Origin of the sequence: Bradyrhizobium sp. NC92 (genome assembly GCF_025200865.1) — a bacterium.
Taxonomy (GTDB): Bacteria; Pseudomonadota; Alphaproteobacteria; order Rhizobiales; family Xanthobacteraceae; genus Bradyrhizobium.
On sequence record NZ_CP104171.1, the window covers coordinates 3,796,586 to 3,818,549 of the forward strand.

The following is a 21,964-nucleotide window of genomic DNA, read 5'->3' on the forward strand; positions in this document are numbered from 1 at the left end:
CGCATGCGGGCCGAAGCTGATCCGGAATTTGCGCCGATTGCCGAGCGCATTCACGCCAATGTCGGCCGGCAGGGTTTCATGAACCTGGTCGGCGCCGAGCTCTCCGAATTGTCGCGCGGCACCTGCACCATCGCCGTACAGCGACGGCCGGAGCTCTTGCAGCAGCACGGCTTCTTCCACGGCGGCGTCACCGCCTTCCTGGTCGACAACGCCACGACGATTGCGGCCGCCACCTCGCGCGGCCAGCCGGCGCTGACGGCGGAATACAAGCTCAATCTGTTGTCGCCCGCGGTCGGCGAGAAGCTGATCTGCCGTGCCAGGGTGATCAAGCCCGGCCGCCAGGTCGCGGTGGTCGCGGCTGACGTGTTCTGCGTCAGCGACGGCGTCGAGAAGCATACGGCCACCGCGCTGGCATCGATCGCGTTGCTGAGCGAGGACGTCGCTGCAAAAACGAAAAGCCCGGCCGCGTGACGCGACCGGGCTGATCCATATCTCGAGCTTCCGGGTCTGGTCCTTCGGACCATCCCGGAATGACGTGATCGGAGTTACTTCTCTTCCGCGGCCGGCGCCGGCGCGACGTCGTCGTGCTGGGCTTCCGGATCGAAGAACTCGCCGGCGGCGGCGATCGCTTCGGCAGCCGCATCGCGATCCTCGTTGCGGGTCGAGATGTCCTCGCCGCGGTTGATGCGCTCGGCCTCGTCCTGGCTGCGTGCGACGGTCACGGTGATCTCGACCTCGACCTCGGGGTGAACGGCAACGGTGATCGAGTGCTTGCCGATGGTCTTGATCGGCGCGTCGAGCTGGATCTGCGGACGGGCGAGCGAAACGCCGTCGGCTTCGAACGCGATCACGATGTCGCGCACGTTGACCGAGCCGAACAGCTGGCCGGCTTCCGACGCCTGACGGATCACGATGATGTTCTTGCCCTCGATCTTCTCGGCGACCTTGGACGCCTCGGCCTTCGAGGCGAGATTGCGCGCTTCGAGCTCGGCCTTCATGCCGTCATACTTGGCCCGGTTGTCGGCGGTGGCGCGCAGCGCCTTGCCGCGCTTGAGCAGGAAATTGCGAGCGTAGCCGTCGCGAACTTTCACGACTTCGCCCATCTGGCCGAGCTTGTTGACGCGTTCCAGCAAAATGACTTCCATATTCGTTCTCCTTTTGAAGTGCTCTGTAGGGTTTCAGTTTCGGGGTTGAACTCAGGGGGTAGGCAGTGGTGGCGGCTGCCGGCTGCGCAGGAAGCGCTCGCGGAAGCCGAACACGGCGTCCGCAAGGCCGAGGATCACCATCGCGATCACGGGCCACCCGAACACGACGACGGCGGCGTAGGTCGAGCCGAGCCAGAACGTGCGGCCGTTCAGCGCGAGCGTCAGCGTATGCAGCACGGCGAAACCCGCCAGCGCATAGCTCATCATCAGCGCAGCGGTGGCGATCTGCGCCACGATGGCCAGCAGCCCACCGGTGAAGCAGAAGGCAAGCGAGATGCACAGCACAACCAGCGTCATCTGCGGCAGCTCGGTGGCCTTGAGATCCGGCCAGGGACGGCGCAGCCGGCCCGATGTCGCGGTCACCTTGGCGCTGAGCCAGAGGTTGAGAGTGAGCGTCATCGTCGCAGCGATGGTGGCGGCGGCCGGTGCGATGCGCACCAAGGCGTCGACGAACTGACTGGCTTCACCCGAAGTTTGCGGGTCGGTGGCGCGCAGGAGGCGCATCAGGCCACGGCGCAACGTGCCGGTGATGGTCTCCGCGTCGGTCCCAAGCGTGAGCAGAGCGGCCATCGTGGTCAGCGTGGCGAAGCCTGCAATCCAGAGCAGGATGCGGCCGACCGGGTACCACTCGATGTCCGGCTCCGCGGCGGGCGCCGTGCCGGTCGCAGGCGCTGTGCTTCCCACCTGACGCCCGAGCAGGACCAGATGGCCGAGCCACCACGCCGGCAACGCGACGGTGACGGCGAAGGCGATGCAGTAGGGCAGGCCGAACAGGGCGCCAAGGCCGATCGCGGCAGCGATGCCGCCGAGGCTCGCGCAAAGCGGGCCCCAGCCGATCGCGGCGACCATCAGAGGGAGCGGAGCGAGATAGAACAGGACGAGCGAGATCAGCGCGCCCGAAATGATCGAGGCGAACATCAGGGCCGACGCAGCGCCGGCGATCAGGGCTATCAGTCCAAAGGCCATCATCAGCTGTCCCGCTCCCTTCGAGCGGTTAGAGGCATCGTTTGCCCCAACCATCGGCGACCGGACGACCCGGAAGCCTTATGAGTTCGAAGTCGCGACCGGCGGCTGAGCGGCCGCCGGTCGAATTGGTCGTATCAGCGAATGACGTAGGGCAAGAGGCCCAGGAAGCGCGCGCGCTTGATGGCGCGGGCGAGCTCACGCTGCTTCTTCGCGGACACCGCGGTGATGCGGCTCGGCACGATCTTGCCGCGCTCGGAGACGTAACGCATCAAGAGCTTGGAGTCCTTGTAGTCGATCTTCGGAGCATTGGCGCCCGTGAACGGGCAGCTCTTGCGACGACGGAAAAACGGGCGGCGTGCACCAGCTTCAGCCATGATTCTTACTCCCCATCCGTGGTTTCAGCTTCGTCACGCGGGCGGCGCGGGCCGCGATCGCCGCGGAAACCGCCCTCGCGGTCGCCACGGAAGCCGCCTTCGCGCTCACCGCGGAAGCCACCGCCACGGTCGTCACGCTCGCGGTCGCGATCGGCCTTGCGCATCATCGCGGACGGGCCTTCCTCGAGCTCCTCAACGCGGACGCTGAGATAGCGGATCACGTCCTCGCTGATGCGCTCCTGGCGCTCGATCTCGGCGATCGCCGCGGACGGCGCGTCGATGTTGAGCAGCACGAAGTGCGCCTTGCGGTTCTTGTTCATGCGGTAGGTGAGGGACCGCACGCCCCAATTCTCGGTCTTGGTGATCTTGCCGCCGAGACCCTCGACGATACCGGTCATCTGCGCAGTCAGCTCTTCGACCTGCTGCGGGCTCGCGTCCTGACGCGCGAGAAAAACATGCTCGTAAAGAGGCATGGTCGTCCTTTCCTCATGTTGGCGCATCGCCCGGCGTCAAACCCTTAAGAGGCCTTCGGAAAGGACTCTGGGATCAAGCTCAGAAGGCGGAAACACGGGACGACGGGCCGACTGGCCCTGCCACACCAAAATCACGAATGATTTGCTGAGACCGTCCGTTCAGCTCCCGGCCGGGGTCTGCGGATGGGCGCCTTATACGGATTTTGGCCGGCTTTGCAAGGTTGGAGGGGCATTTTCGAGCCGTGTTCTCCCTTCCCACACCGGCAGGACCCCCATCCTCCAATACCAAGATTCGCTTGATCTATTTGTTTGTATGACATACAAATAAGCCAGCGGAGAGGATCCCATGGCGGAAACGTCGGCCGATGCGCCGATCGAGGCGGCAGGCGACCCCAAGCACGCCGCGCGCGCGACGCGCTCGGCCGGCCGCAAGATGCGGTCGCTGCTTCTGGATGCTGCGAGCCCGCTGTTTCGGGAGCGGGGGCTGTCCGGCACGGCGATCACCGACATCGCGGCCGCCGCGGACGCATTCCCGAGCCAGATCACCTATTACTTCCGCACCAAGGAGGCGCTGTTCGTCGAATGCGCCTGCCGCGATCTCTTGTACCTGGCGCGTGCCACCGAGCAGGCGGCGCTGAAGGCGAAGACGCCCCGGGAATACACCCGCGCGCTGGCCGAGACCGTGACGGCGAGCGATTCGGTCGCCTTCTTTGCCGAAGCGCTGACGCTGACGCGGCGGCGCCAGGATCTCGCGCCATTGGTCGAGCGGACCATCGAGCGCCTGCACAGCGAGGGTGCGCGCGCTTATGCGGGACAGGTCGAGCGGCACGGCTGGCGCTCGCTGCGCGCGCCCGACGAAAGCTCGCGGCGCTTCTGGGCCGTCGCCATCGGCGTCATTCTCGAAGGCGATGCGATGGGCCGTTCGCCCGAGGCGCTCTGCGCCGAGATGCTGCGCGTGCTGGGCGAGCAGGCGAAATCCACTGAAGACACCGGGCGCCTGCGTCTCGTCGAGGCGCGTGAAGCATCCGACAATTCGAATGGAGAGGGCTAGGCCATGACCGCGCTTCGCATGCGTGCCCGCGATTTCCTGACCGATGATCAATTGGCGGAGGTGCGTCAGCGCGCGACGTGGAAAGGCGCTGCGCTGATCGCGCACGCCTGGGCACTGATCATTGCTGCCATCGCGCTGGTGGCGTGGTGGCCCAATCCGCTCACCTATATCTTTGCCGTCGCCATCATCGGCTCACGCCAGCTCGGCCTTGCGATCCTGATGCATGACGGTGCGCATGGCTGCCTGTCCGCCGACGAGAAAACCAATCTGGCGCTGAGCCAGTGGTTCTGCGCCTATCCGCTGTTTGCGGAGACACGCAGCTACCGGCGCTACCACCTTCAGCACCATGCGCGCACCCAGCAGGAGGACGATCCCGATCTGGTGCTGTCGGCGCCGTTTCCGATCACCAAGCTGAGCTATCGCCGCAAGTTCATCCGCGACATCACCGGGCAGACCGGCTATCAGCAGCGCAAGGCGCAGCTGCTCAACGCGCTTGGGCCAAGGAACTGGTCATGGCGGCAGCGTGCAGCGCATTTCTGGGAGATGCTCGGCCCGCAATGTGTGGTCAATGCGATCATGTTTGCCGCGCTCGCGGCGGCCGGCGTGTGGTGGGCCTATCCGCTGCTCTGGCTGGTGCCGCTATTGACCTGGATGATGGTCATCACCCGCATCCGCAACATCGCCGAGCACGCCGTCGTCCCCGATAGCAGCGACCCCTTGCGCAACACGCGCACGACGCACGCCAATTTTCTCGAGCGCCTGTTCATCGCGCCGTATTACGTGAACTATCACCTCGAGCATCATCTCTTGTTCTACGTGCCCTGCTACAATCTGCCGAAGGTGCATCGGCTGCTGAGTGCGAGCCGGTACGCGGGCCGCATGGAGGTGCAGCCGAACTACGCTTCGGTGCTGCGGCTGGCCACGGCAAGGCCGGACCGTGAGGATCGGCCGGGGCAACTCGTCAACAGTGCGCGCCGCGCGCGGGCCGGGGCGGACGTTGATGCCAACCAGACCGCCGGCGGGTTTTGAGGGGGCTCATTCCCCGTCGAATGCTGCTCCAGGTTCCCGTCTCGGCTTGACAGTGCGGCCCCGGACGGTGTCTACGGCCCCCTTTGGAGCATGATCCGGAACCATGGCCCAAGGAACCATGGCCAAGGAACCACGGACCAAGGCCGCGCGTAATCGGCTGCCGGTTCTCGAAAGGGATCATGCCTGACAAGCAGGGAGCGCCGATGACGGCTGCATTCACATTTCCTGGGCAGGGTTCCCAGGCGGTCGGCATGGGCAAAGCCCTGGCCGAGGCCTTTCCGGTGGCGCGCGCCGTGTTCGACGAGGTCGATGCCGCGCTCGGCGAGAAGCTGACGGCCATCATCTGGGAAGGTCCGGCCGAAACCCTCCAGCTCACCGAGAACGCCCAGCCGGCGCTGATGGCGGTATCTGTCGCGACCTTGCGCGTGCTCGAGGCTGAGGCTGGTTTTTCCGTGGGACGAGACGCGGCCTTCGTCGCCGGCCACTCGCTCGGTGAATATTCGGCGCTGGCAGCGGCCGGCAGCCTGACGGTGTCGGATACTGCGCGTCTGCTTCGCACCCGCGGTCTCGCAATGCAAAAGGCGGTCCCGGTCGGCGCCGGCGCGATGGCCGCGCTGCTCGGTCTCGACTACGAGGCCGCCATGGAGGTCGCCGGCGAGGCGGCGCAGGGGCAGGTCTGCCAGGCCGCCAACGACAATGGCGGCGGCCAGGTCGTCGTCTCCGGCGACAAGGCCGCGGTCGATCGCGCCGTCGAGATCGCCAAGGCCAAGGGCGCCAAGCGTGCGATGCTGCTGCCGGTGTCCGCCCCGTTCCATTGCAAGCTGATGCAGCCGGCTGCGGATGCCATGGCGGAGGCGCTCTCGAAGGTCACGATCAAGGCGCCGGCGGCACCGCTGGTGTCGAACGTGCTGGCGAGCGCCATCACCGATCCCGACGAGATCCGCCGCCGTCTGGTCGAGCAGGTCACCGGCACGGTGCGCTGGCGCGAGTCGGTGGCCTATATGGCCGGGCAGGGCGTCACCCGCTTCTTCGAGATCGGCGCCGGCAAGGTGCTGACCGGTCTCGTCAAGCGCATCGCGGACGGCGCCGTCGGCATTGCGGTCGGCGGCCCGAACGACATTGCCGCCGCCAGGGATGCATTGGCCGCTGCGAAGCAGGCTTAGGGAGTCATCAATGTTCGATCTGACTGGCCGAAAGGCGCTCGTCACCGGCGCGACCGGCGGCATCGGCGGCGCGATCGCGCAGGCGCTGCACGTGCAGGGCGCCACCGTCGCCATATCAGGGACGCGCAAGGAGGTGCTGGACGAGCTGGCCGGCAAGCTCGGCGAGCGCGCCCATGTGCTGCCCTGCAATCTCTCCAAGGCCGATGAGGTCGAGGCGCTGGTGCCGGCTGCGGAAGCGGCGATGGGCCAGGTCGACATTCTCGTCGCCAATGCCGGCATCACGCGCGACAATCTCTTCGTGCAGCTTCGCGACGAGGACTGGGACGAGGTCATCAACGTCAATCTGACCGCGACCTTCCGCCTGGCGCGCGCCGCGACCAAGCTGATGATGCGCAAGCGCTTCGGCCGCATCGTCGCCATCACCTCGGTGGTCGGCGTCACCGGCAATCCCGGGCAGGGCAATTATACGGCGTCGAAGGCCGGCCTGATCGGCATGATCAAGACGTTGGGGGCCGAATACGCCAAGCGTGGCGTGACCGCGAACTGCATCGCGCCGGGCTTCATCAAGACGCCGATGACCGATGCGCTCAACGACAAGCAGCGCGAAACGATTCTGACCAAGGTTCCGGCCGCCCGCCTGGGAACGCCCGAGGACATCGCGGCGGCGGCCGTCTATCTGAGCTCGAACGAAGCAGCCTATGTCACCGGGCAGACCATCCACGTCAACGGCGGCATGGCCATGATCTGATGTCTCGTGCCGCAGCGCCCGTCAGGGCGGTGCGGCATGCGGCAAACGGCCGTTTCCGGAGCGAAATGAGGCTTGTAGTCAAGGCAATTGAAGTATGATAACCGGACCTTCAACGGATGGGCAAAGAACGCCATTGCAGGTTTTTGAAACCCTGTATATTGGCGATGCGGAGCCTTTGGCCGTCGTTCGCCGGAGCCTCCATCGGTTAGGATGGGCCAAATCAAGTTCGTAAGCGAAGGCAGTCAAACGACCACGAGGCTCGTATCGTCCCGGGGGGTCGGGTCTACAGGGAACAACACGAGGTTAAGCAATGAGTGACATTGGCGAGCGGGTTAAGAAGATCGTGGTCGAACACCTTGGTGTTGAACCCGAGAAGGTTGTCGACAACGCGAGCTTCATCGACGACCTCGGCGCCGACAGTCTGGATACCGTCGAGCTGGTGATGGCGTTCGAAGAGGAATTCGGTTGCGAGATTCCGGACGACGCTGCGGAAACGATTCTCACCGTCGGCGACGCCACGAAGTTTCTCGAGAAGAACGCGAAGAGCTAAGGCTCTTCATTTCGCGGGGACAGCATTGAAACCGGACGGGCCGCTTCGCAGCGGCCAGCCGGTTTCTTGTTATTGGCCGTGAATCTTTCGATGCGGAGTTTTCGGATATGAGGCGGGTTGTCGTCACGGGTCTCGGCATGGTCTCGCCACTCGGCTGTGGCGTCGAGCCGACCTGGAAGCGCATCCTCAACGGCGAAAGCGGTGCGCGCAGGATCGAGAGCTTCGATGTCTCCGATCTGCAGACCAAGATCGCCTGCACGGTCGTGCGCGGCGACGGGTCGAACGACAGCTTCAATCCGGACAAATGGATGGAGCCGAAGGACCAGCGCAAGGTCGACGACTTCATCATCTTCGGCATGGCCGCGGCCGGCCAGGCGCTCGACGACGCCAACTGGCATCCCGAGACCGAAGAGGACAAGTGTGCGACCGGCACCATGATCGGCTCCGGCATCGGCGGCCTCAACGGCATTGCCGACACCGCGATCCTGCTGAAGGAGCGCGGACCGCGCCGGGTGTCGCCGTTCTTCATTCCGGGCCGCCTGATCAATCTCGCCTCCGGCTACGTCTCGATCGCGCACGGGCTCAAGGGACCGAACCATTCGGTGGTCACCGCCTGCTCGACCGGCGCGCATGCGGTCGGCGATGCCGCCCGCCTGATCGCGCTCGGCGATGCCGACGTGATGGTCGCGGGCGGCGCCGAGTCGCCGATCAGCCGCATCGGCATTGCCGGCTTCAACGCCGCGCGCGCGCTTTCGACCGGTTTCAATGAGACGCCCGAGAAGGCCTCGCGCCCCTACGACAAGGACCGTGACGGCTTCGTGATGGGCGAGGGCGCCGGCGTCCTCGTGCTGGAAGAGCTGGAGCACGCCAGGCGCCGCGGCGCGAAGATCTATGCCGAGGTGATCGGCTACGGTCTTTCCGGCGATGCCTATCACATCACGTCGCCGTCGCCCGATGGCGATGGCGGCTTCCGCAGCATGTCGGCCGCGCTCAAGCGCGCCGGGCTGACGCCGTCCGATCTCGACTACATCAACGCGCACGGGACCTCGACGCCGCTCGGCGACGAGATCGAGCTCGGCGCGGTCGAGCGTCTGCTCGGCAACGCCGCCTCCAAGGTCGCGATGTCCTCGACCAAGTCGTCGACCGGCCATCTGCTCGGTGCGGCCGGTGCCATCGAAGCGATCTTCGCGATTCTGGCGATTCGCGATAATGTCGTGCCGCCGACGATCAATCTCGACGCTCCGTCGGTCGAGACTGCAATCGATCTCGTGCCGCATAAGGCAAAGCAGCGTGAGGTCAACGTCGCGTTGTCGAACTCTTTTGGTTTTGGCGGTACCAATGCGTCGGTGATCGTCCGGCGCCTTGTTAGTTAGTTTGTGTTTGAGACGAATCCACCGTTTTGCCGTATTCGGCGATAGTCATGGACGTGGGCGCGTGCGTTTTTGGCAGGGCAAGCGATTGTCGGGCCGCGATTGAACCGGCAGGATTCAGGTTGTTTCGATGAGTGAAAGGCCGCCCATTTCACCCCGGAGTCCGCGGGCCGCGCTCGAGCCCGAGCAACTCCCGCCGCCGCCCAGGCGGTCGGACCGTGCGCGCAATCCGTTCGTCATCGTCGGCAACGCCATCATCACCCTTCTGCTGATCGCCATGCTCGGCGCCGGCGGCGTCTATTATTACGGCCGCCAGGTGCTTGAGGCGCCCGGACCGCTGAAGGAGGACAAGATCGTCAACATCCCGCAGCGTGCGGGCAAGCGCGACATCGCCGAGACGCTGAACCGGGAAGGCGTGACCGACGTCAATCCCTGGGTGTTCATCGCCAGCGTCGCCGCGTTGAAGGCGAGCTCGGACCTCAAGCCAGGTGAGTATTCGTTCCAGAAGAACGCCTCGCTGCGCGACGTCATCGGCACCATCGTCGAGGGCAAGGTGGTGCAGCACGCCGTCACGATACCGGAAGGGTTGACCTCCGAGCAGATCGTGGCGCGGCTGTCCGACAACGACATCTTCACCGGCAGCGTGCGCGAGCTGCCGCGCGAAGGCACGCTGCTTCCGGAGACCTACAAATTCCCGCGCGGCACGCCGCGCGAGCAGGTGGTCCAGCGCATGCAGCAGGCGCACAAGCGCGTGCTGACGGAGATCTGGGAACGCCGCAATCCCGACATTCCGGTCAAGACGCCGGAGCAGCTCGTCACGCTGGCGTCCATCATCGAGAAGGAAACCGGCAAGCCCGACGAGCGCAGCCGCGTCGCTGCGGTGTTCGTCAACCGGCTGAAGCAGCGGATCAAGCTGCAGTCCGATCCGACCATCATCTACGGCCTCGTCGGCGGCAAGGGCACGCTGGGCCGGCCGATCAAGCGCAGCGAGATCACACAGCCCTCGCCCTACAACACCTATGTGATCGAGGGCCTGCCGCCGGGCCCGATCGCCAACCCCGGCCGCGCGTCGCTGGAAGCCGCCGCCAATCCGGCCCGCACCCGCGACCTGTTCTTCGTCGCCGACGGCACCGGCGGGCATGCCTTCACCGAGACCTACGACGCGCACCAGAAGAACGTCGCCAAGCTGCGCGCGATGGAGAAGCAGATCCAGAACGACACGGTCGAGCCGGCCGAGGACGCGCAGCCGCCGGCGGCTGCCGGGTCCGGCGCTGCCGACGCGCCGACCGCGACCACGCCAGCGCGGCCCAATCAGCAGAAGAAGCCGCCGGCGGCACGCCCGGCTGGCCCAGCCAATCCCGCACCGGCCCGACAGGGCGCAGTGCAGGGCTCGCCGCCGGTGGTCCAGCGCTAAAGCCCGCGCGCAGACCAGCTGCCGGGCATTGCTGATTCCACTTTCCGGCAAAATAGTCTTAAGATTCGCGTGGCTTGATGGCCTCGCGAATCCCGTGTTCGTGGAGAATCTGAACTGATGGCGCTGTCGTCCATGACCGGCTTTGCGAGATGCCACGGCACGAGCGGGCCGTATACGTTCGAATGGGAGTTGAAGTCGGTCAACGCCAAGGGCTTCGACTTGCGCGTGCGGCTGCCGCAGGGCTTTGACGAGCTCGAGGCCCATGCCAAGAAGCGCGCCGGCGAGCTGCTCTCGCGCGGCACCGTCTACGCCAATCTCAACGTCAAGCGCACCAACGCCGCCGCCACGGTGCGCGTCAACGAGGACGTGCTCAACGCCGTGCTGAAGGCCGCCGCGCTGATCTCGGGGAAGGTCGACGCGGTGGCGCCGAGCATCGATGGCCTGCTCGCCATCAAGGGCGTCGTCGAGGTCGCCGAGCCCGAGGGCGACGAGGAGGAGGACAAGGCCGCGCGCGCCGCGGCCGCCGAGGCCTTCGACAAGGCGCTCGACGAGCTCGTCGCGATGCGCAAGCGCGAGGGTACCTCGCTCGGCCAGATCCTGACCCAGCGCGTCGACGAGATCGAGCAGCTGGCGAGAAGAGCGGAAGCTGCGCCCGGCCGCAAGCCGGAGGCGATCAAGGCGAAGCTCACTGAACAGATCGCAGCGCTGCTCGACACCTCCGACCGTTTCGATTCCGACCGCCTGATGCAGGAGGCGATCCTGATCGCGACCAAGGCCGACATCCGCGAGGAGCTCGACCGGATCGCCTCGCACATCGCGCAGGCGCGCGAGCTGATCGGCAAGGGCGGCCCGATCGGCCGCAAGCTCGATTTCCTGGCGCAGGAGTTTCACCGCGAGGTCAACACCTGCTGCTCGAAGTCGAACGACATCGAGCTGACCAATACGGGCCTCGCCATGAAGAACGTGGTCGAGCAGTTCCGCGAGCAGGTCCAGAATCTGGAGTGATCGATGACGACGGGCGGTCACGGAACTGACGGTGTCGAACGGCGCGGATTGATGTTCGTGCTGTCCTCGCCATCAGGCGCGGGCAAGACGACGCTGTCGCGTCTTTTGATCGAGCGGATGCCCGGCCTGAAAATGTCGGTCTCGGCGACCACGCGGCCGATGCGCCCCGGTGAGGTCAACGGCAAGGATTACACGTTCGTCGACAAGGCGACGTTCGATGCGATGGTCAAGGCCGACGAACTGCTGGAATGGGCGACCGTGTTCGACAACAGCTACGGCACGCCGCGCGGCCCTGTCGAGGCGGCTCTGTCGGCAGGCCAGGATGTGCTGTTCGACATCGACTGGCAAGGGACTCAGCAGTTGAAGCAGAAGGCGCGCGCCGACGTCGTCAGCGTCTTCATCCTGCCGCCCTCGGCGGCCGATCTCGAGAAGCGCCTGCACTCGCGCGCGCAGGATTCCGACGAGGTGATCCGCAAGCGCATGAGTCGCGCCAGCGACGAGATGAGTCACTGGGCCGAGTACGACTACATCGTGATCAACCACGCGGTCGACGAGGCGTTCGCGGAGGTGCAGTCGATCCTGAAGGCCGAGCGCCTCAAGCGCGAGCGGCGGATCGGCCTCGTAGGCTTCGTTCGAAGTTTGCAAGGTCAGCTTCAAGGTTAGGCCGCGACAGTCGCGGCCCTTGCTTGGCCAGCTGTTCCAGCATCGTCGTGATGCCGTCGACGTCGACGGCATCGGCGTCACGACCTGCCGACGCGTCATCGTGATCCTTGCCGATCTCGCCAGCGGCGAGCTTGGGCGCTGCGGCGACGGGCTGGAATATCTTCTCGACCATCTCGACCTTGTTGCTTCTGGTCTCGACGGGTTCTGCGGCCGGAGCGGCGGCACGTTGTCTGCGCGCGTCGATCAGCTCGATCTCGCGGCCGATCGCGGCAAGCTTCGTCGCTTGTCTTGTCGGTTGCGGACGTGCCGCATCGAAGTCGATCGGGCGCGGCGGCTGGGCGGCGGCCGGCGGTGAATCGCGCCAGGGCGCACGGCTTCCCTCCTGGGTCTGCGCCTGCCAATCGTCCCAACGCCCGTGACGGTCCGCCGACCGGAGCCGGACGCGCGCGCCGGCGAAGCGGTAGATGAGGCTGGCCAGGATTCCAGCGAGCGCGAGCGCGCCGCCGATCACGAGCAGCAGCATCTGCAGCGAGCCGGTCGGCTTCTCAGTCGTGCTGTTGTCTGCCGCAGCGAGCGCCACGGGCGAGGAGGATTTCGACGGCTTTGCGCTCGGCTGCGCGGCTGCCGCGACAGCGGTCGGTGCCGGCGACGACGCGGGGGGAGCGGATGCAGTGGAGACATCGGGCCAGGGTGCGGCGCCAGCGGGTTGCTGCGCGTTGCCGTCAGCGGCCTGGTCCGCGGATTGTTGCACCGGCGCCGCAGCGGCGGCTTGCATCGGCACGTTCGCCGTCTTGGCAGCAGCAGTTCCGCGCGGCGTCGGATATTCGGCGCGCGCGTCCTGCACCGGGTTCTGCTGCGGCGCCGGCGCGTCCGCGGTCGATGGATCGCTCACGGCCGGGGCGGCCTGCGCGGTCCTTGCGCTCTCCTTCTCACCGGCGGCGCGCAGATACCAGCATTTCCGCTTCGTCGTGCGATCCAGGCGATAGTACCAGTGCTGGCCCTGCGGCGCGGCATCCTTCGGCGAAGCCAGGCAGTCGGGGGCCGCGTTGGCGGTGCTCGATGGTGCAGGCGCGTTCTGCGACACGGCGGCTAATGGCGCGCCGGCAAGGATGCTGCCAACCAGCGCGGATACGAACTTTGCGGTGCGGTTGCCCATCCTGGTCTCCCGGTTACGCATGACGCAACTCTTAACCACCCCTTTGTCATCAAAGACTTGGGTGGCAATGAGCCGCAAATCCGGAGAGGATGTGGCTTGAATCGGGCCTGCGCGGCGTTCGTTCCGCCGCCGGATGAGACTCTTCAACACCAGGATCAGAGTTCCACGCCCGCGACCCCAGCCGGTTGACTTGATAATTAGTTTATACTAATCATTAGTCACGGCTTATTATGTGGCGAACAGGCGTGGCATCGGGCGGCGAGTTTCTATGGCTAAAGACAGCGCACAACTGGCTGCTCTCGGCGATCCGACCCGCAGGCGGATATTCGAGCTCGTGGGTGCACGGCCACGCACCGTCGCTGAGATCACGCGACAGCTGACCGTGTCCCAGTCGGCCGTCTCACAACATCTCAAGGTGCTGCGCGAATCTCGCTTGGTTCGTGCAGAGCCGAAGGGTGCCAGCAACGTCTATCACGTCGATCCAGCAGGGCTCGGCCAGATGCGCGCGTGGCTCGACCGGTTCTGGAGCGACACGCTGGCAGCCTACAAATTAGCCGTCGAAAAACCATCGGAGGGATCCAAATGAACACACGTGTATCGGCTGCGCCCGTAAAACATTCCATCGTCGTCGAGGCGCCGATCGAGCGCGCGTTCAAGGTCTTCACCGAAGACTTCGGCAGCTTCAAGCCGCGCGAGCACACTCTACTCGCCGTTCCCATTGCGGAGACTGTATTCGAGCCTCGCGTGGGCGGAAGCATCTATGATCGGGGGATCGACGGCAGCGAATGCCGCTGGGCACGCGTGTTGGCGTTTGAACCACCCAACCGAGTCCTCTTGAGCTGGGACATCAGCCCGCGCTGGCAAATCGAAACAGATCCCGCCAAGACGAGTGAATGGGAGGTCCGGTTCATTGCCGAGACACCAAGCCGGACCCGCTTGGAGCTGGAGCACCGTCACCTCGATCGGCATGGCGAGGGCTGGGAAGGCGTCCGCAGCGGCGTTGACAGTGATCAGGGTTGGCCGCTCTATCTGCGGCAGTTTGCCGAGCTGATGGCCGGCAAGGGTTGACGCGCCTTTCCAACGCCGCGTCATGATGAGCTGGCGAGGCCCTATCGAGCCTTGCTCCCGATTGGGCCTGGAAACTTCTCACCTCCGCAGCCGTTATGTCGCGGCTGAGGAGACGTCATGCCGGTCAAGGATCAGATCAAGAATTTCGCCAAGAAGCTGGTGGAGGAGCAGCCCGATGCGGCGACCCTGCGGGCGGTGGTGCGTGCCCGAAAGCCGACCGCCATGCACTTTCGCGACGACGGCATCGTGCCGAACAATCCGCGCTTCCCGGCGCTGCTCTATCGCCGGGCGGTGAAGCTGAACGGCCGGCGCTTTCCGCCGGAGGTCGTCATCGACACGCTGTTCGACACGAACGGCTGGGGCCGGTCGTGGCGCGACACCGTGTACGACTTCGTCCACTATCATTCGCAGATCCATGAAGTGATGGGGGTGGCGCGCGGTGCGGCGCGGATCGAGTGCGGCGGGATCAAGGGCCGCATCCTGAATGTGAAAGCCGGCGACGTTCTGGTCCTGCCCGCGGGCACCGGCCACCGGCTGATCGAGTCCAGCCGGGACTTTCTGGTCGTCGGAGCCTACCCGCAGGACGGCACCTATGACGAGTGCACCGACACGCGCCAGCGTCCTGACGCGGTCAAGCGCATCGCCAAGGTCCGCAAGCCGAAGACGGATCCCGTGCTGGGGAGCGACGGGCCGCTGCTCGCCGCGTGGCGGAGCGCTCAGCTCAGATAATCCGGCGTGAAATCCGCCAGTCTGCGCAACTCGTCGGGCTGCAGCAGCTCGATCTCGCTGCCTTCCCAGGCGATGAACCCGCGATGCCTCAGCTCCTGGATGGTACGATTGACGTGGACGATCGACAGTCCGCAGGCGTCCGCGACGTGCCGTTGCGTCATCGGCATCTGGAAACCGTTCCCTTTGACGAGGCCGACGACCGCCAGCCTTGCGGCCAGCTCGCAGATGAGGTGCGCAACCTTGGGCAACGCCGCCTGCGCGCCGAGGCGGGCGATCCATTGCCGGGAGATCGCCGCGTCGACCAGCGTCTCGCGCCAGAAGGCGCGGGTCAGGTGGATCGAGCTGTCGAGCAGCTGGCGGAGCTGGCTGTGGGCGACGGTGCCGACGATGGTCGGGCCGAGCCCCACCAGGTCCGCGTCCGTCGGCGAGACCAGCAGCGTGTGCAGGCACGGCATGTCGCCGGGAACATGGAAGGCGAGGGTCTGGCTGCGATCGCCGACGATGCGCGACTGGTACAGGAAGCCGCTGACGACGAAGACGCAGCGGGTCGCGGCCTCGCCCTGGTGCAGCACGATCTCGCCATCCGAGACCTGGCGCAGCGTGGACGGCAAGCCCGCGATCTGTCGGCGCTCGTCCTCGGACAGGCCTTCGATCGCTTGCAGACGGGCGATGAACTTCGGATGCGGCATGGGCCTCGCGTGCCGCTTCAGCCGTCCCGCGGCCCCGGCGCCTCGGCCAAGCGACGCGACAGTTTCGCAAGTGTCCCGTCGGAAACCGGCGCGGATCGGAACTCGAGGATGGCGCGGGCGAGCTCCTGATCCGACATCGGCCGGACCGGCTCCTTCAGCCCCTTCAGCAAGGCATCGTTGATGCTGTCCAGATGCTCGCCCGCCTCGGATGCGAACAGGCGGCGGATGCGCTCCAGCAGAGTGGTACTTTTCATAAGGCCGGCTCGTCCGAAATCGGGGGGATTGGCGTGGCTGCGATCGGTGCGTCGCAAGCCGGTTAGCAACCTGTGCTTCCGATCTGCGTTCTAGTCCGCTGAACGCAAGCCGGACGTATCATTTGATAGAACCGGCGCGATTATTGGCGGCCCCATGGAAAAAGCTCACGACGTGCTGATACGGAACCTCGGCGAGCACACCGCGCTCGCAGATGAGGATATGGCCGAGATTCGCGCGCTGACCTTGTTGCTGCGCGATTTCGCGCCCAACGAGGATTTCATCCGCCAAGGCGACGAACCCGAGCATTCCGCTTTGGTCGTCTCCGGCATGGTCGCCCGCTACCACCTGCTCGGCAGCGGGCGGCGGCAATATCTGGCGTTCCATCTCACCGGCGATCTCCCGGACGCGCAGGGGCTGTTCATCGACCAGATGGATCACGGGCTCAGTGCGCTCGGGCCGGCGTCGGTCGCGTTCATCCCGCACCGCGAATTGTTCATCGCGTTCCGGCGGCGGCCGACCTTCAGCCTCGCCGTCTGGCGCGAGACTCTGCGCGATGCCGCGATCTTTCGCGAGGCCATCACCAACAACAGCGCCCGGCCGATGCAGGCGCGCATGGCGCACCTGTTTTGCGAGCTGTTCTACCGCGCCCGCGCGGCGCAGCTGGTGCGCGGCAATCGTTGCCGCGTGCCGATCAGCCTCGCGCAACTCGGCGAGACGCTCGGCATGGCGATCGCGACCGTGAACCGGACCCTCGGCGATCTCAGGCGCAGCGGAGCGATGGATCTTCGTGACGGCGAACTGATCGTGCTGAAATGGCGCGAGCTGCAGCGGCTCGGCGATTTCAGTCCGGCCTATCTGCATCTGAAGCGGCAGTCGCCGCCGCTTGGGTGAGTCGGAGGCGTCAACCCTCCGCGGTTGCCGCTCCACCGCGCACCTCGTCAAAATGCTTCTTCACCCAATCGTTGCAGCAGCAGGCCCTTGCTTCGAGCGCTGCTGCATCGAGGATCAGGATGGCGCCGCGGCGGGTCGCGAGGATGCGCCGCGCCTTGAACATCTGGATGACGCGGCTGGCATAGCTGCGGGAGACGCCCAGCATGCCGGCGAGCTGCTCGTGCGTGAGGGGAATCTCAGCTCCGCCGATATGTTCATGCGCGGAGATGATCCACTTGGCGGCACGCTGCTCGATCGAATGTGCAGCGTTGCAGGCCGCGGTCTGCAGCAGCTGCGCGAACTGGCAGTCGGCATAGCGCGCGAAGGCCTCCTGGAGTGTCGCCGACCTCTGCTGCGCCTGCTCGAGCGCGCGCAGCGGCAGCCGCACCAGGGTGCCGCCAAGCTTCACGATCATGCGCGAATAGGCGAGCGAAGGGCTGCGACCGGCGGCGATCCCCACCGCGCCCTCGCGCCCGACCAGCAGGCTTTCCACCTCGCGATCGTCCTCGACCGGCACGGCGAACGACACCAGCGCGGGCCCGCATGGAAAATGGACCGCGGCGACATCGTCGCCGGCGTGATGCAGGACGTGGCTCGCCTCGAGTTCGACCGGCTGGAGGTGAGGCGCGAGCAGCTCGAAATCCGGATCATTGAGCTGCCGGAGCAGATCGTTCTGGGGCCGACCGGTCACATCGTGTTCTCTTGGGCGGGCCGGGAATCGGCGCCAGCGGCAAACCTACGTTTCCGCGGCGGAACCGACGGTTCCAAAGTGCACACAACGGGCGGTCGGGCGTTGAAAACTACAGCACGACGTCGTGTGCTTCAGCTGGCTGGACGGCAGCGAGGATCGTCAGCCGCAGCGGACTTCGCGATCCCCCGCCAGTCGGCCTTGTGCCGCAGCCGCGCGGTAAGCGTCGATCGCCTTGTTGGCGAGCATCAATTGCCGGCGCTCACCGGTTCGAAGCTGGGCCTCGATGGCGTCGAGCAGGAAGTTCGCGCTCGCGTCCGGCGGCCCGAGCTCGCCGCTCTTCTCCAGGCAGCTCCAGGCGATGAAGAACGCGCTTTCGACGGTGCAACGGATCGACATGCGCAGCCAACGCGGCGCGGCCGCAGGCGTTCCGTGCGGCGGGCGAGACTTGCGTCGGACCCGCCGCGCTGTTGTCAGTTCTTCAGCACGATGCGGCCGACGACCTTGCCGGCGCGCAATTCGTCGATCCATTTCTGCACGTCGCCCATCGGCTCCTCGCGCATCGGCGTCGGCTTGATCTTGCCGGCGCGGGCGAGCGCCATCAGCTCGTGGGCTTCGGAGAGCGTGCCGACCATGAAACCTTCGATGGTCATGCGCTTGTACACCCATTGCACCATCGGCAGCGTGAACTGGCCGCCCATCAGGCCGGACACCACGATCTTGCCGCCGCGCGCGGCAACCGCGACGGCAAAGGCCATCGACTTCTCGTTGCCGGCGAAATCGACGATCTCGTCGAAGCCGCCCTCGGTCTCCTTCAGGATGCGCTTGATGACGTCGGGCTCGGCCGGATCGTAGGCCACCGCGGCACCGTTCTTGAGTGCGGTCTCGCGCGCGGCCGGCGAGAGGTCGGCGACCGTGATCGGCTGCTTGAACATCGCCTGCGCGAACGACAGGCCCATCATGCCGACGCCGCCGAGGCCGATCAGCAGCAAATTGCGTTGGCGTGGCCGGTCGACCAGGCGCTTGAGCGCGCCATAGGCGGTGACGCCGGAGCACATCAAGGTCGCGGCCTGGTTGACGGGCAGGGGATCGTAGTCGAGCAGGTACTTTGCGTCGGGGACCAGAACGTGGGTGGCGAAGCCGCCGTCGATGGAGACGCCGAGGAAGCGTTGCTTCACACAAAGGTTCTCGTCGCCATTGGCGCAATCGCGGCACTGACCGCAGCCGATCCACGGAAACACCGCCTTCCTGGCGCCGACGAGGCTGGAGGGAACATCGGGGCCGACCTCGTCCACGACGCCGGCGATCTCGTGGCCGAGCGTGAAGGGCAGCGTTATGCCGCGCGTGGTGTCGAGCTTCCTGCCGCCGCCGAGATCGGCATAGCCGTCCTGGATGTGGAGATCGGAGTGGCAGAGGCCGCAGCGCTCGATGCGGACCAGAACCTCGGCGCCTTTCGGCTTCGGCGTGTCGACGATGGTCTCGCACAAGGGCGCATCGAACTTGACCAGGGACTGCCGACGCATCAACGCCATTTTCTTTCCTCCGGAATTCTTGGTTACTCGGCTTCGCTGCGTATATCCGCCAATTCACGGGCCATGGCAACAAAGCCGGAGATGGGAATGGTCTCGGCGCGCCGCGTCGCATCGACGCCGGCGGCCTGCGCAAGCCGTGCCGGATCGACGCCGAGCGATTTGAGGCTTTGCCGCAGCATCTTCCGGCGCTGGCCGAACGCGGCGGCGGCGACCTGCTCGAGCAGCCTGCGATCACACGGCAGCGGCTCCGGCCGCGGCTTGAGGCGCACGACGGAGGAGGTGACCTTCGGCGGCGGCACGAAGGCCGACGGCGCAATGTCGAACAGGATCTTGGTCTCGCAGCGCCAATTGGCGAGCACGCCGAGCCGGCCATAGGCCTCCTCGTCCTCGCGCGCGACGATGCGCTCGCCGACCTCGCGCTGGAACATCAGCACCATCATCTCGTACCAGGGCGGCCAAGGATCGGTAATGAGCCAGTTGATCAGAAGCTGGGTCGCGATGTTGTAGGGCAGGTTGGCCACGATCTTGGCGCGTTCGCCCGCTAGCAGCGGACGCGGGTCGAAGGTCATGGCATCGCCATGCACGATTTCGAGCCTGTCGGGATAGCGCGCGGCAATATCCTGCAAGGCCGGGATCGCGCGCTCGTCGTGCTCGATGGCGATGACGCGCCTCGCGCCGAGTGCGAGCAGCGCGCGCGTCAGCCCGCCAGGACCCGGGCCGATCTCGACGATGGTGGAATCTTCCAGCGGTGCCGCCGCACGCGCGATGCGGGCGGTGAGATTGAGGTCGAGCAGAAAGTTCTGGCCGAGCGATTTGCGCGCCGATAGCGCGTGCTGGCGAATGACCTCGCGCAGCGGCGGGAGGTCGTCGATCGCGCTCATCAGCTTTGCGAGGCCGCCATGCGGCGCGCAAGCTTGAGCGCGGCGATCAGGCTCGCCGGATTGGCCTTGCCGGTGCCGGCAATGTCGAAGGCGGTGCCGTGATCGGGCGAGGTGCGGATGAAGGGCAGGCCGAGCGTGACGTTCACCGCGTCGTCGAAGGCGACGGTCTTGATCGGGATCAGCGCCTGGTCGTGATACATGCAGACCGCGCAATCATAGGTCCGTCGCGCCGCCTCGTGGAACATGGTGTCGGCAGGCAGTGGGCCTCTGGCCTCGATGCCGTCGTTGCGCAGCATTTTCAGCGCCGGGGCGATGACGGTCTGCTCCTCGTGGCCGAGCGAGCCGTCCTCGCCGGCATGGGGATTTAGTCCGGAGACCGCGATGCGCGGCGTTGCGATGCCGAAGCGCGACTTCAGCTCGGCAGCGACGATGCGGACGGTCGAGACGATCAGCTCGCTGGTGAGCTCTCCCAGCGCATCGCGGAGCGAGACGTGGATGGTCACCGGCACGACGGCGAGCTGCGGCGACCACAGCATCATCACCGGCTGCGGCACGCGGCCGCTCTCCGCGGCGAGCTCGGCGAGGAATTCGGTGTGGCCGGGATGACGGAAGCCGGCGCGGTAGAGCACGCTCTTGGCGATCGGGTTGGTGACGACGGCGCCGGCACGGCCTGCGCGCACGTCGATGACCGCCTGCCGGATCGAGGCGAGTGCGGCCGGCGCGCTGGATGAATCGGGCTTGCCGGGCTCGGCGGTGGCGCGCTCGCCGGTCGCGACCACGGGCAGGGCATCCTTGAAGGCGGACGTCGCCTCTCCGGGGCTCACCGTGGCGATCCTGATGTCGGTGCCGAGTGCCTTGGCGCGGCGCGCGATCAGCGCCTCGTCGCCGAGCAGATAGAAGGCGGGCAGGTTCAGCTCGCCCCGGCTGCGCCAGGCTGCGATCGTGATGTCGGGACCGATGCCGGCGGGCTCTCCCAGGGTGAGGGCAAGGGGCTTGGCTGCGGACCTGGTGGAGGGCTCTGGGTGGGGCTTGGCCATCAGCGGTTGCGATATTCGATCATCGCCGCCTTGCGGAGCTCGTCGAGATAGGCCTTCTGCGTCTTCTCGTACTTCTCCTGATACATCTTCTCGCGGACCTCACGCTTCTTCGGCGTGTCGATCATGGTCGGCTTGCGCGAGCACAGCACCACCATCTCGATGCCGTTCTTGGTCATCTCGGGCGCGGTCAGGTGGCCGATCGCGGTGTCGTCGAGCACCTTGCGCAGCGGCTCGGGCAGCTCGGCGGTGGTCTTGGTGACGGCGTCGCGGATGGTGGCGTTCGGGGTCGAGCGGAACAGCGAATTGGCCTCCTCGCAGCTCCCGACGCGGGCGCGATAGGACTCGGCTTCTTTCTTCCGAGTTTCCAGGAACGCCGCCGACGAGCCGCGCGGCACGATCAGCACGATCGGCTGCATCTTGTACTCGATGCCCTCGACCTGCAGCTTATCGCCGGTCTGCGCCTGCACGGCCTGCGCGACGTCGCGCTCGCCGACCAGCAGCTTCTCCTTGAAGCGGCCGCGCACGAGGCTGCCCCAGACCATCTCGGCCCTCATGCGGCTCTTCAGCGTCTCCGAGCGGACACCCTTGGTTTCGAGCGTCTTGGTGAGCTGGTCCGGTGTGATGCGCATGCGCTGCGCCATGCCGTCATAGGACTGGTTGATGTCGGACACGCCGGGATCGACGCCGTACTTCTTGCCTTCCTTGATCTTCACCTTGTCGTCGATCAGCTCGTTGATGACCTCCTGCCGGCTCGGGGTCTTCTGCGTCGTCAGCTGGTCGAGCTTGGTGCGCTGCTCGATGTCGAAATCGGTGATGGGATCGCCGTTGACCATCACGACGATGTTTTGCGCGCGCGACGGTGAGGGCAGGGCGGCCAACATCAGTCCGGCACCGATGGCGAGAAGGAGGCGGAAGATAGGCAATGGCGTCGTCATGATGTCGCTCGCATGTCGACCGCGTTGAGATAGGGCAAACGCGGCCGACACTT

27 protein-coding genes are annotated in these 21,964 nt (G+C 66.0%); 14 read left to right on the top strand and 13 right to left on the bottom strand.

Annotated features, from left to right (window positions below; translation table 11 throughout):
- The first annotated feature begins 3 nt into the window (after positions 1-3).
- Positions 4-471, top strand: coding sequence for a PaaI family thioesterase (locus N2602_RS17595; protein ID WP_260383408.1), 468 nt, complete (start codon positions 4-6; stop codon positions 469-471).
- Between the two features lie 74 nt (positions 472-545).
- Here N2602_RS17595 and rplI read toward each other — a convergent pair whose 3' ends face one another.
- The 4 genes from rplI to rpsF form a co-directional block, all read right to left on the bottom strand.
- Complete coding sequence (gene rplI, locus N2602_RS17600) at positions 546-1,145, bottom strand: 50S ribosomal protein L9 (RefSeq protein ID WP_172786444.1); 600 nt, start codon at positions 1,143-1,145, stop codon at positions 546-548.
- A gap of 51 nt (positions 1,146-1,196) precedes the next feature.
- Positions 1,197-2,174, bottom strand: a complete 978-nt coding sequence (locus N2602_RS17605) for a DUF2232 domain-containing protein (protein ID WP_172786445.1) — start codon at positions 2,172-2,174, stop codon at positions 1,197-1,199.
- A gap of 131 nt (positions 2,175-2,305) precedes the next feature.
- Complete coding sequence (gene rpsR / locus N2602_RS17610; RefSeq protein ID WP_007592020.1) at positions 2,306-2,545, bottom strand: 30S ribosomal protein S18; 240 nt, start codon at positions 2,543-2,545, stop codon at positions 2,306-2,308.
- 5 nt (positions 2,546-2,550) lie between these two features.
- Positions 2,551-3,018, bottom strand: a complete 468-nt coding sequence (rpsF, locus tag N2602_RS17615) for a 30S ribosomal protein S6 (protein WP_025035823.1) — start codon at positions 3,016-3,018, stop codon at positions 2,551-2,553.
- Positions 3,019-3,364: 346 nt separating this feature from the next.
- Between rpsF and N2602_RS17620 the strand changes: the two genes are divergently transcribed.
- From N2602_RS17620 to gmk, 9 genes are all read left to right on the top strand, one after another.
- A complete protein-coding gene (locus N2602_RS17620) occupies positions 3,365-4,069 on the top strand; it encodes a TetR/AcrR family transcriptional regulator C-terminal domain-containing protein (RefSeq protein WP_260383409.1) in 705 nt (234 codons plus the stop codon).
- 3 nt (positions 4,070-4,072) lie between these two features.
- Entirely contained in the window at positions 4,073-5,098 is a 1,026-nt protein-coding gene (locus tag N2602_RS17625) for a fatty acid desaturase family protein (protein ID WP_260383410.1), read from the top strand.
- 203 nt (positions 5,099-5,301) lie between these two features.
- Positions 5,302-6,261 (top strand): ACP S-malonyltransferase, encoded by a 960-nt coding sequence (fabD, locus tag N2602_RS17630; protein WP_260383411.1) that lies wholly within the window; start codon positions 5,302-5,304, stop codon positions 6,259-6,261.
- Positions 6,262-6,271: 10 nt separating this feature from the next.
- A complete protein-coding gene (gene fabG, locus N2602_RS17635; RefSeq protein WP_260383412.1) occupies positions 6,272-7,009 on the top strand; it encodes a 3-oxoacyl-[acyl-carrier-protein] reductase in 738 nt (245 codons plus the stop codon).
- 310 nt (positions 7,010-7,319) lie between these two features.
- Positions 7,320-7,559: an acyl carrier protein gene (locus N2602_RS17640; protein WP_008551805.1), complete on the top strand. Its 240-nt coding sequence runs from the start codon at positions 7,320-7,322 to the stop codon at positions 7,557-7,559.
- Between the two features lie 107 nt (positions 7,560-7,666).
- Positions 7,667-8,932, top strand: a complete 1,266-nt coding sequence (fabF, locus tag N2602_RS17645; protein WP_212257540.1) for a beta-ketoacyl-ACP synthase II — start codon at positions 7,667-7,669, stop codon at positions 8,930-8,932.
- A gap of 127 nt (positions 8,933-9,059) precedes the next feature.
- Complete coding sequence (gene mltG, locus N2602_RS17650; RefSeq protein WP_260383413.1) at positions 9,060-10,343, top strand: endolytic transglycosylase MltG; 1,284 nt, start codon at positions 9,060-9,062, stop codon at positions 10,341-10,343.
- A 117-nt stretch (positions 10,344-10,460) separates the two neighbouring features.
- Positions 10,461-11,348, top strand: coding sequence for a YicC/YloC family endoribonuclease (locus N2602_RS17655; RefSeq protein WP_260383414.1), 888 nt, complete (start codon positions 10,461-10,463; stop codon positions 11,346-11,348).
- Between the two features lie 3 nt (positions 11,349-11,351).
- The gene (gene gmk / locus N2602_RS17660) at positions 11,352-12,011 is read left to right on the top strand and encodes a guanylate kinase (RefSeq protein WP_172786453.1); all 660 of its coding nucleotides are present in this window, start codon (positions 11,352-11,354) and stop codon (positions 12,009-12,011) included.
- Here gmk and N2602_RS17665 read toward each other — a convergent pair.
- Positions 11,944-13,167, bottom strand: a complete 1,224-nt coding sequence (locus tag N2602_RS17665; RefSeq protein WP_172786454.1) for a hypothetical protein — start codon at positions 13,165-13,167, stop codon at positions 11,944-11,946. The genes gmk and N2602_RS17665 overlap by 68 nt on opposite strands.
- 268 nt (positions 13,168-13,435) lie before the next feature.
- Here N2602_RS17665 and N2602_RS17670 point away from each other — a divergent pair, with 268 nt between their 5' ends.
- The 3 genes from N2602_RS17670 to N2602_RS17680 all read left to right on the top strand — a co-directional run bounded on the left by N2602_RS17670 (position 13,436) and on the right by N2602_RS17680 (position 14,964).
- Positions 13,436-13,753 carry a helix-turn-helix transcriptional regulator gene (locus N2602_RS17670; RefSeq protein WP_172786455.1) on the top strand — a complete coding sequence of 106 codons (318 nt, stop codon included), beginning with the start codon at positions 13,436-13,438 and terminating at the stop codon, positions 13,751-13,753.
- Complete coding sequence (locus N2602_RS17675; RefSeq protein WP_260383415.1) at positions 13,750-14,235, top strand: SRPBCC family protein; 486 nt, start codon at positions 13,750-13,752, stop codon at positions 14,233-14,235. Before N2602_RS17670 ends, N2602_RS17675 begins: the two co-directional genes overlap by 4 nt.
- Positions 14,236-14,352: 117 nt before the next feature.
- Entirely contained in the window at positions 14,353-14,964 is a 612-nt protein-coding gene (locus N2602_RS17680; protein WP_172786457.1) for a cupin, read from the top strand.
- On the opposite strand, the gene N2602_RS17685 is transcribed toward N2602_RS17680, so the two are convergent.
- Both N2602_RS17685 and N2602_RS17690 read right to left on the bottom strand, forming a co-directional pair.
- Positions 14,952-15,653 (bottom strand): Crp/Fnr family transcriptional regulator, encoded by a 702-nt coding sequence (locus tag N2602_RS17685; RefSeq protein ID WP_260383416.1) that lies wholly within the window; start codon positions 15,651-15,653, stop codon positions 14,952-14,954. The two genes, N2602_RS17680 and N2602_RS17685, sit on opposite strands and share 13 nt — an antisense overlap.
- A gap of 17 nt (positions 15,654-15,670) precedes the next feature.
- A complete protein-coding gene (locus N2602_RS17690; protein ID WP_260383417.1) occupies positions 15,671-15,907 on the bottom strand; it encodes a hypothetical protein in 237 nt (78 codons plus the stop codon).
- A gap of 154 nt (positions 15,908-16,061) precedes the next feature.
- Here N2602_RS17690 and N2602_RS17695 point away from each other — a divergent pair, with 154 nt between their 5' ends.
- On the top strand, positions 16,062-16,799 hold the full coding sequence (locus tag N2602_RS17695; protein ID WP_260383418.1) for a Crp/Fnr family transcriptional regulator: 738 nt from the start codon (positions 16,062-16,064) through the stop codon (positions 16,797-16,799).
- A gap of 10 nt (positions 16,800-16,809) precedes the next feature.
- Here the strand turns inward: N2602_RS17695 and N2602_RS17700 are convergent, their stop codons facing one another.
- From N2602_RS17700 to N2602_RS17725, 6 genes are all read right to left on the bottom strand, one after another.
- On the bottom strand, positions 16,810-17,529 hold the full coding sequence (locus tag N2602_RS17700; protein WP_260383419.1) for a Crp/Fnr family transcriptional regulator: 720 nt from the start codon (positions 17,527-17,529) through the stop codon (positions 16,810-16,812).
- Between the two features lie 159 nt (positions 17,530-17,688).
- The gene (locus tag N2602_RS17705; RefSeq protein ID WP_172786462.1) at positions 17,689-17,925 is read right to left on the bottom strand and encodes a hypothetical protein; all 237 of its coding nucleotides are present in this window, start codon (positions 17,923-17,925) and stop codon (positions 17,689-17,691) included.
- Positions 17,926-17,999: 74 nt separating this feature from the next.
- Positions 18,000-19,058 (bottom strand): alcohol dehydrogenase, encoded by a 1,059-nt coding sequence (locus N2602_RS17710; RefSeq protein ID WP_260383420.1) that lies wholly within the window; start codon positions 19,056-19,058, stop codon positions 18,000-18,002.
- Positions 19,059-19,081: 23 nt separating this feature from the next.
- On the bottom strand, positions 19,082-19,939 hold the full coding sequence (gene rsmA, locus N2602_RS17715) for a 16S rRNA (adenine(1518)-N(6)/adenine(1519)-N(6))-dimethyltransferase RsmA (RefSeq protein WP_260383421.1): 858 nt from the start codon (positions 19,937-19,939) through the stop codon (positions 19,082-19,084).
- A complete protein-coding gene (pdxA, locus tag N2602_RS17720) occupies positions 19,939-20,976 on the bottom strand; it encodes a 4-hydroxythreonine-4-phosphate dehydrogenase PdxA (RefSeq protein WP_260383422.1) in 1,038 nt (345 codons plus the stop codon). The genes rsmA and pdxA overlap by 1 nt, the downstream gene beginning before the upstream one ends.
- Positions 20,976-21,911, bottom strand: a complete 936-nt coding sequence (locus N2602_RS17725; RefSeq protein ID WP_172786466.1) for a peptidylprolyl isomerase — start codon at positions 21,909-21,911, stop codon at positions 20,976-20,978. The genes pdxA and N2602_RS17725 overlap by 1 nt, the downstream gene beginning before the upstream one ends.
- Between the last annotated feature and the right edge of the window lie 53 nt (positions 21,912-21,964).

Bases quoted from the DNA above. Each gene is read 5' to 3' on its own strand.
- N2602_RS17605 (WP_172786445.1), bottom strand. From the start codon at position 2,174: ATGATGGCCTTTGGACTGATAGCCCTGATCGCCGGCGCTGCGTCGGCC.
- gmk (WP_172786453.1), top strand. From the start codon at position 11,352: ATGACGACGGGCGGTCACGGAACTGACGGTGTCGAACGGCGCGGATTG.
- N2602_RS17595 (WP_260383408.1), top strand. From the start codon at position 4: ATGCGGGCCGAAGCTGATCCGGAATTTGCGCCGATTGCCGAGCGCATT.
- rpsF (WP_025035823.1), bottom strand. From the start codon at position 3,018: ATGCCTCTTTACGAGCATGTTTTTCTCGCGCGTCAGGACGCGAGCCCG.
- N2602_RS17620 (WP_260383409.1), top strand. From the start codon at position 3,365: ATGGCGGAAACGTCGGCCGATGCGCCGATCGAGGCGGCAGGCGACCCC.
- N2602_RS17675 (WP_260383415.1), top strand. From the start codon at position 13,750: ATGAACACACGTGTATCGGCTGCGCCCGTAAAACATTCCATCGTCGTC.
- N2602_RS17670 (WP_172786455.1), top strand. From the start codon at position 13,436: ATGGCTAAAGACAGCGCACAACTGGCTGCTCTCGGCGATCCGACCCGC.
- fabF (WP_212257540.1), top strand. From the start codon at position 7,667: ATGAGGCGGGTTGTCGTCACGGGTCTCGGCATGGTCTCGCCACTCGGC.
- fabD (WP_260383411.1), top strand. From the start codon at position 5,302: ATGACGGCTGCATTCACATTTCCTGGGCAGGGTTCCCAGGCGGTCGGC.
- pdxA (WP_260383422.1), bottom strand. From the start codon at position 20,976: ATGGCCAAGCCCCACCCAGAGCCCTCCACCAGGTCCGCAGCCAAGCCC.
- N2602_RS17695 (WP_260383418.1), top strand. From the start codon at position 16,062: ATGGAAAAAGCTCACGACGTGCTGATACGGAACCTCGGCGAGCACACC.
- fabG (WP_260383412.1), top strand. From the start codon at position 6,272: ATGTTCGATCTGACTGGCCGAAAGGCGCTCGTCACCGGCGCGACCGGC.
- N2602_RS17725 (WP_172786466.1), bottom strand. From the start codon at position 21,911: ATGACGACGCCATTGCCTATCTTCCGCCTCCTTCTCGCCATCGGTGCC.
- N2602_RS17685 (WP_260383416.1), bottom strand. From the start codon at position 15,653: ATGCCGCATCCGAAGTTCATCGCCCGTCTGCAAGCGATCGAAGGCCTG.
- N2602_RS17640 (WP_008551805.1), top strand. From the start codon at position 7,320: ATGAGTGACATTGGCGAGCGGGTTAAGAAGATCGTGGTCGAACACCTT.
- rsmA (WP_260383421.1), bottom strand. From the start codon at position 19,939: ATGAGCGCGATCGACGACCTCCCGCCGCTGCGCGAGGTCATTCGCCAG.
- rpsR (WP_007592020.1), bottom strand. From the start codon at position 2,545: ATGGCTGAAGCTGGTGCACGCCGCCCGTTTTTCCGTCGTCGCAAGAGC.
- N2602_RS17655 (WP_260383414.1), top strand. From the start codon at position 10,461: ATGGCGCTGTCGTCCATGACCGGCTTTGCGAGATGCCACGGCACGAGC.
- N2602_RS17680 (WP_172786457.1), top strand. From the start codon at position 14,353: ATGCCGGTCAAGGATCAGATCAAGAATTTCGCCAAGAAGCTGGTGGAG.
- rplI (WP_172786444.1), bottom strand. From the start codon at position 1,145: ATGGAAGTCATTTTGCTGGAACGCGTCAACAAGCTCGGCCAGATGGGC.
- N2602_RS17705 (WP_172786462.1), bottom strand. From the start codon at position 17,925: ATGTCGATCCGTTGCACCGTCGAAAGCGCGTTCTTCATCGCCTGGAGC.
- N2602_RS17625 (WP_260383410.1), top strand. From the start codon at position 4,073: ATGACCGCGCTTCGCATGCGTGCCCGCGATTTCCTGACCGATGATCAA.
- N2602_RS17710 (WP_260383420.1), bottom strand. From the start codon at position 19,058: ATGGCGTTGATGCGTCGGCAGTCCCTGGTCAAGTTCGATGCGCCCTTG.
- mltG (WP_260383413.1), top strand. From the start codon at position 9,060: ATGAGTGAAAGGCCGCCCATTTCACCCCGGAGTCCGCGGGCCGCGCTC.
- N2602_RS17665 (WP_172786454.1), bottom strand. From the start codon at position 13,167: ATGGGCAACCGCACCGCAAAGTTCGTATCCGCGCTGGTTGGCAGCATC.
- N2602_RS17690 (WP_260383417.1), bottom strand. From the start codon at position 15,907: ATGAAAAGTACCACTCTGCTGGAGCGCATCCGCCGCCTGTTCGCATCC.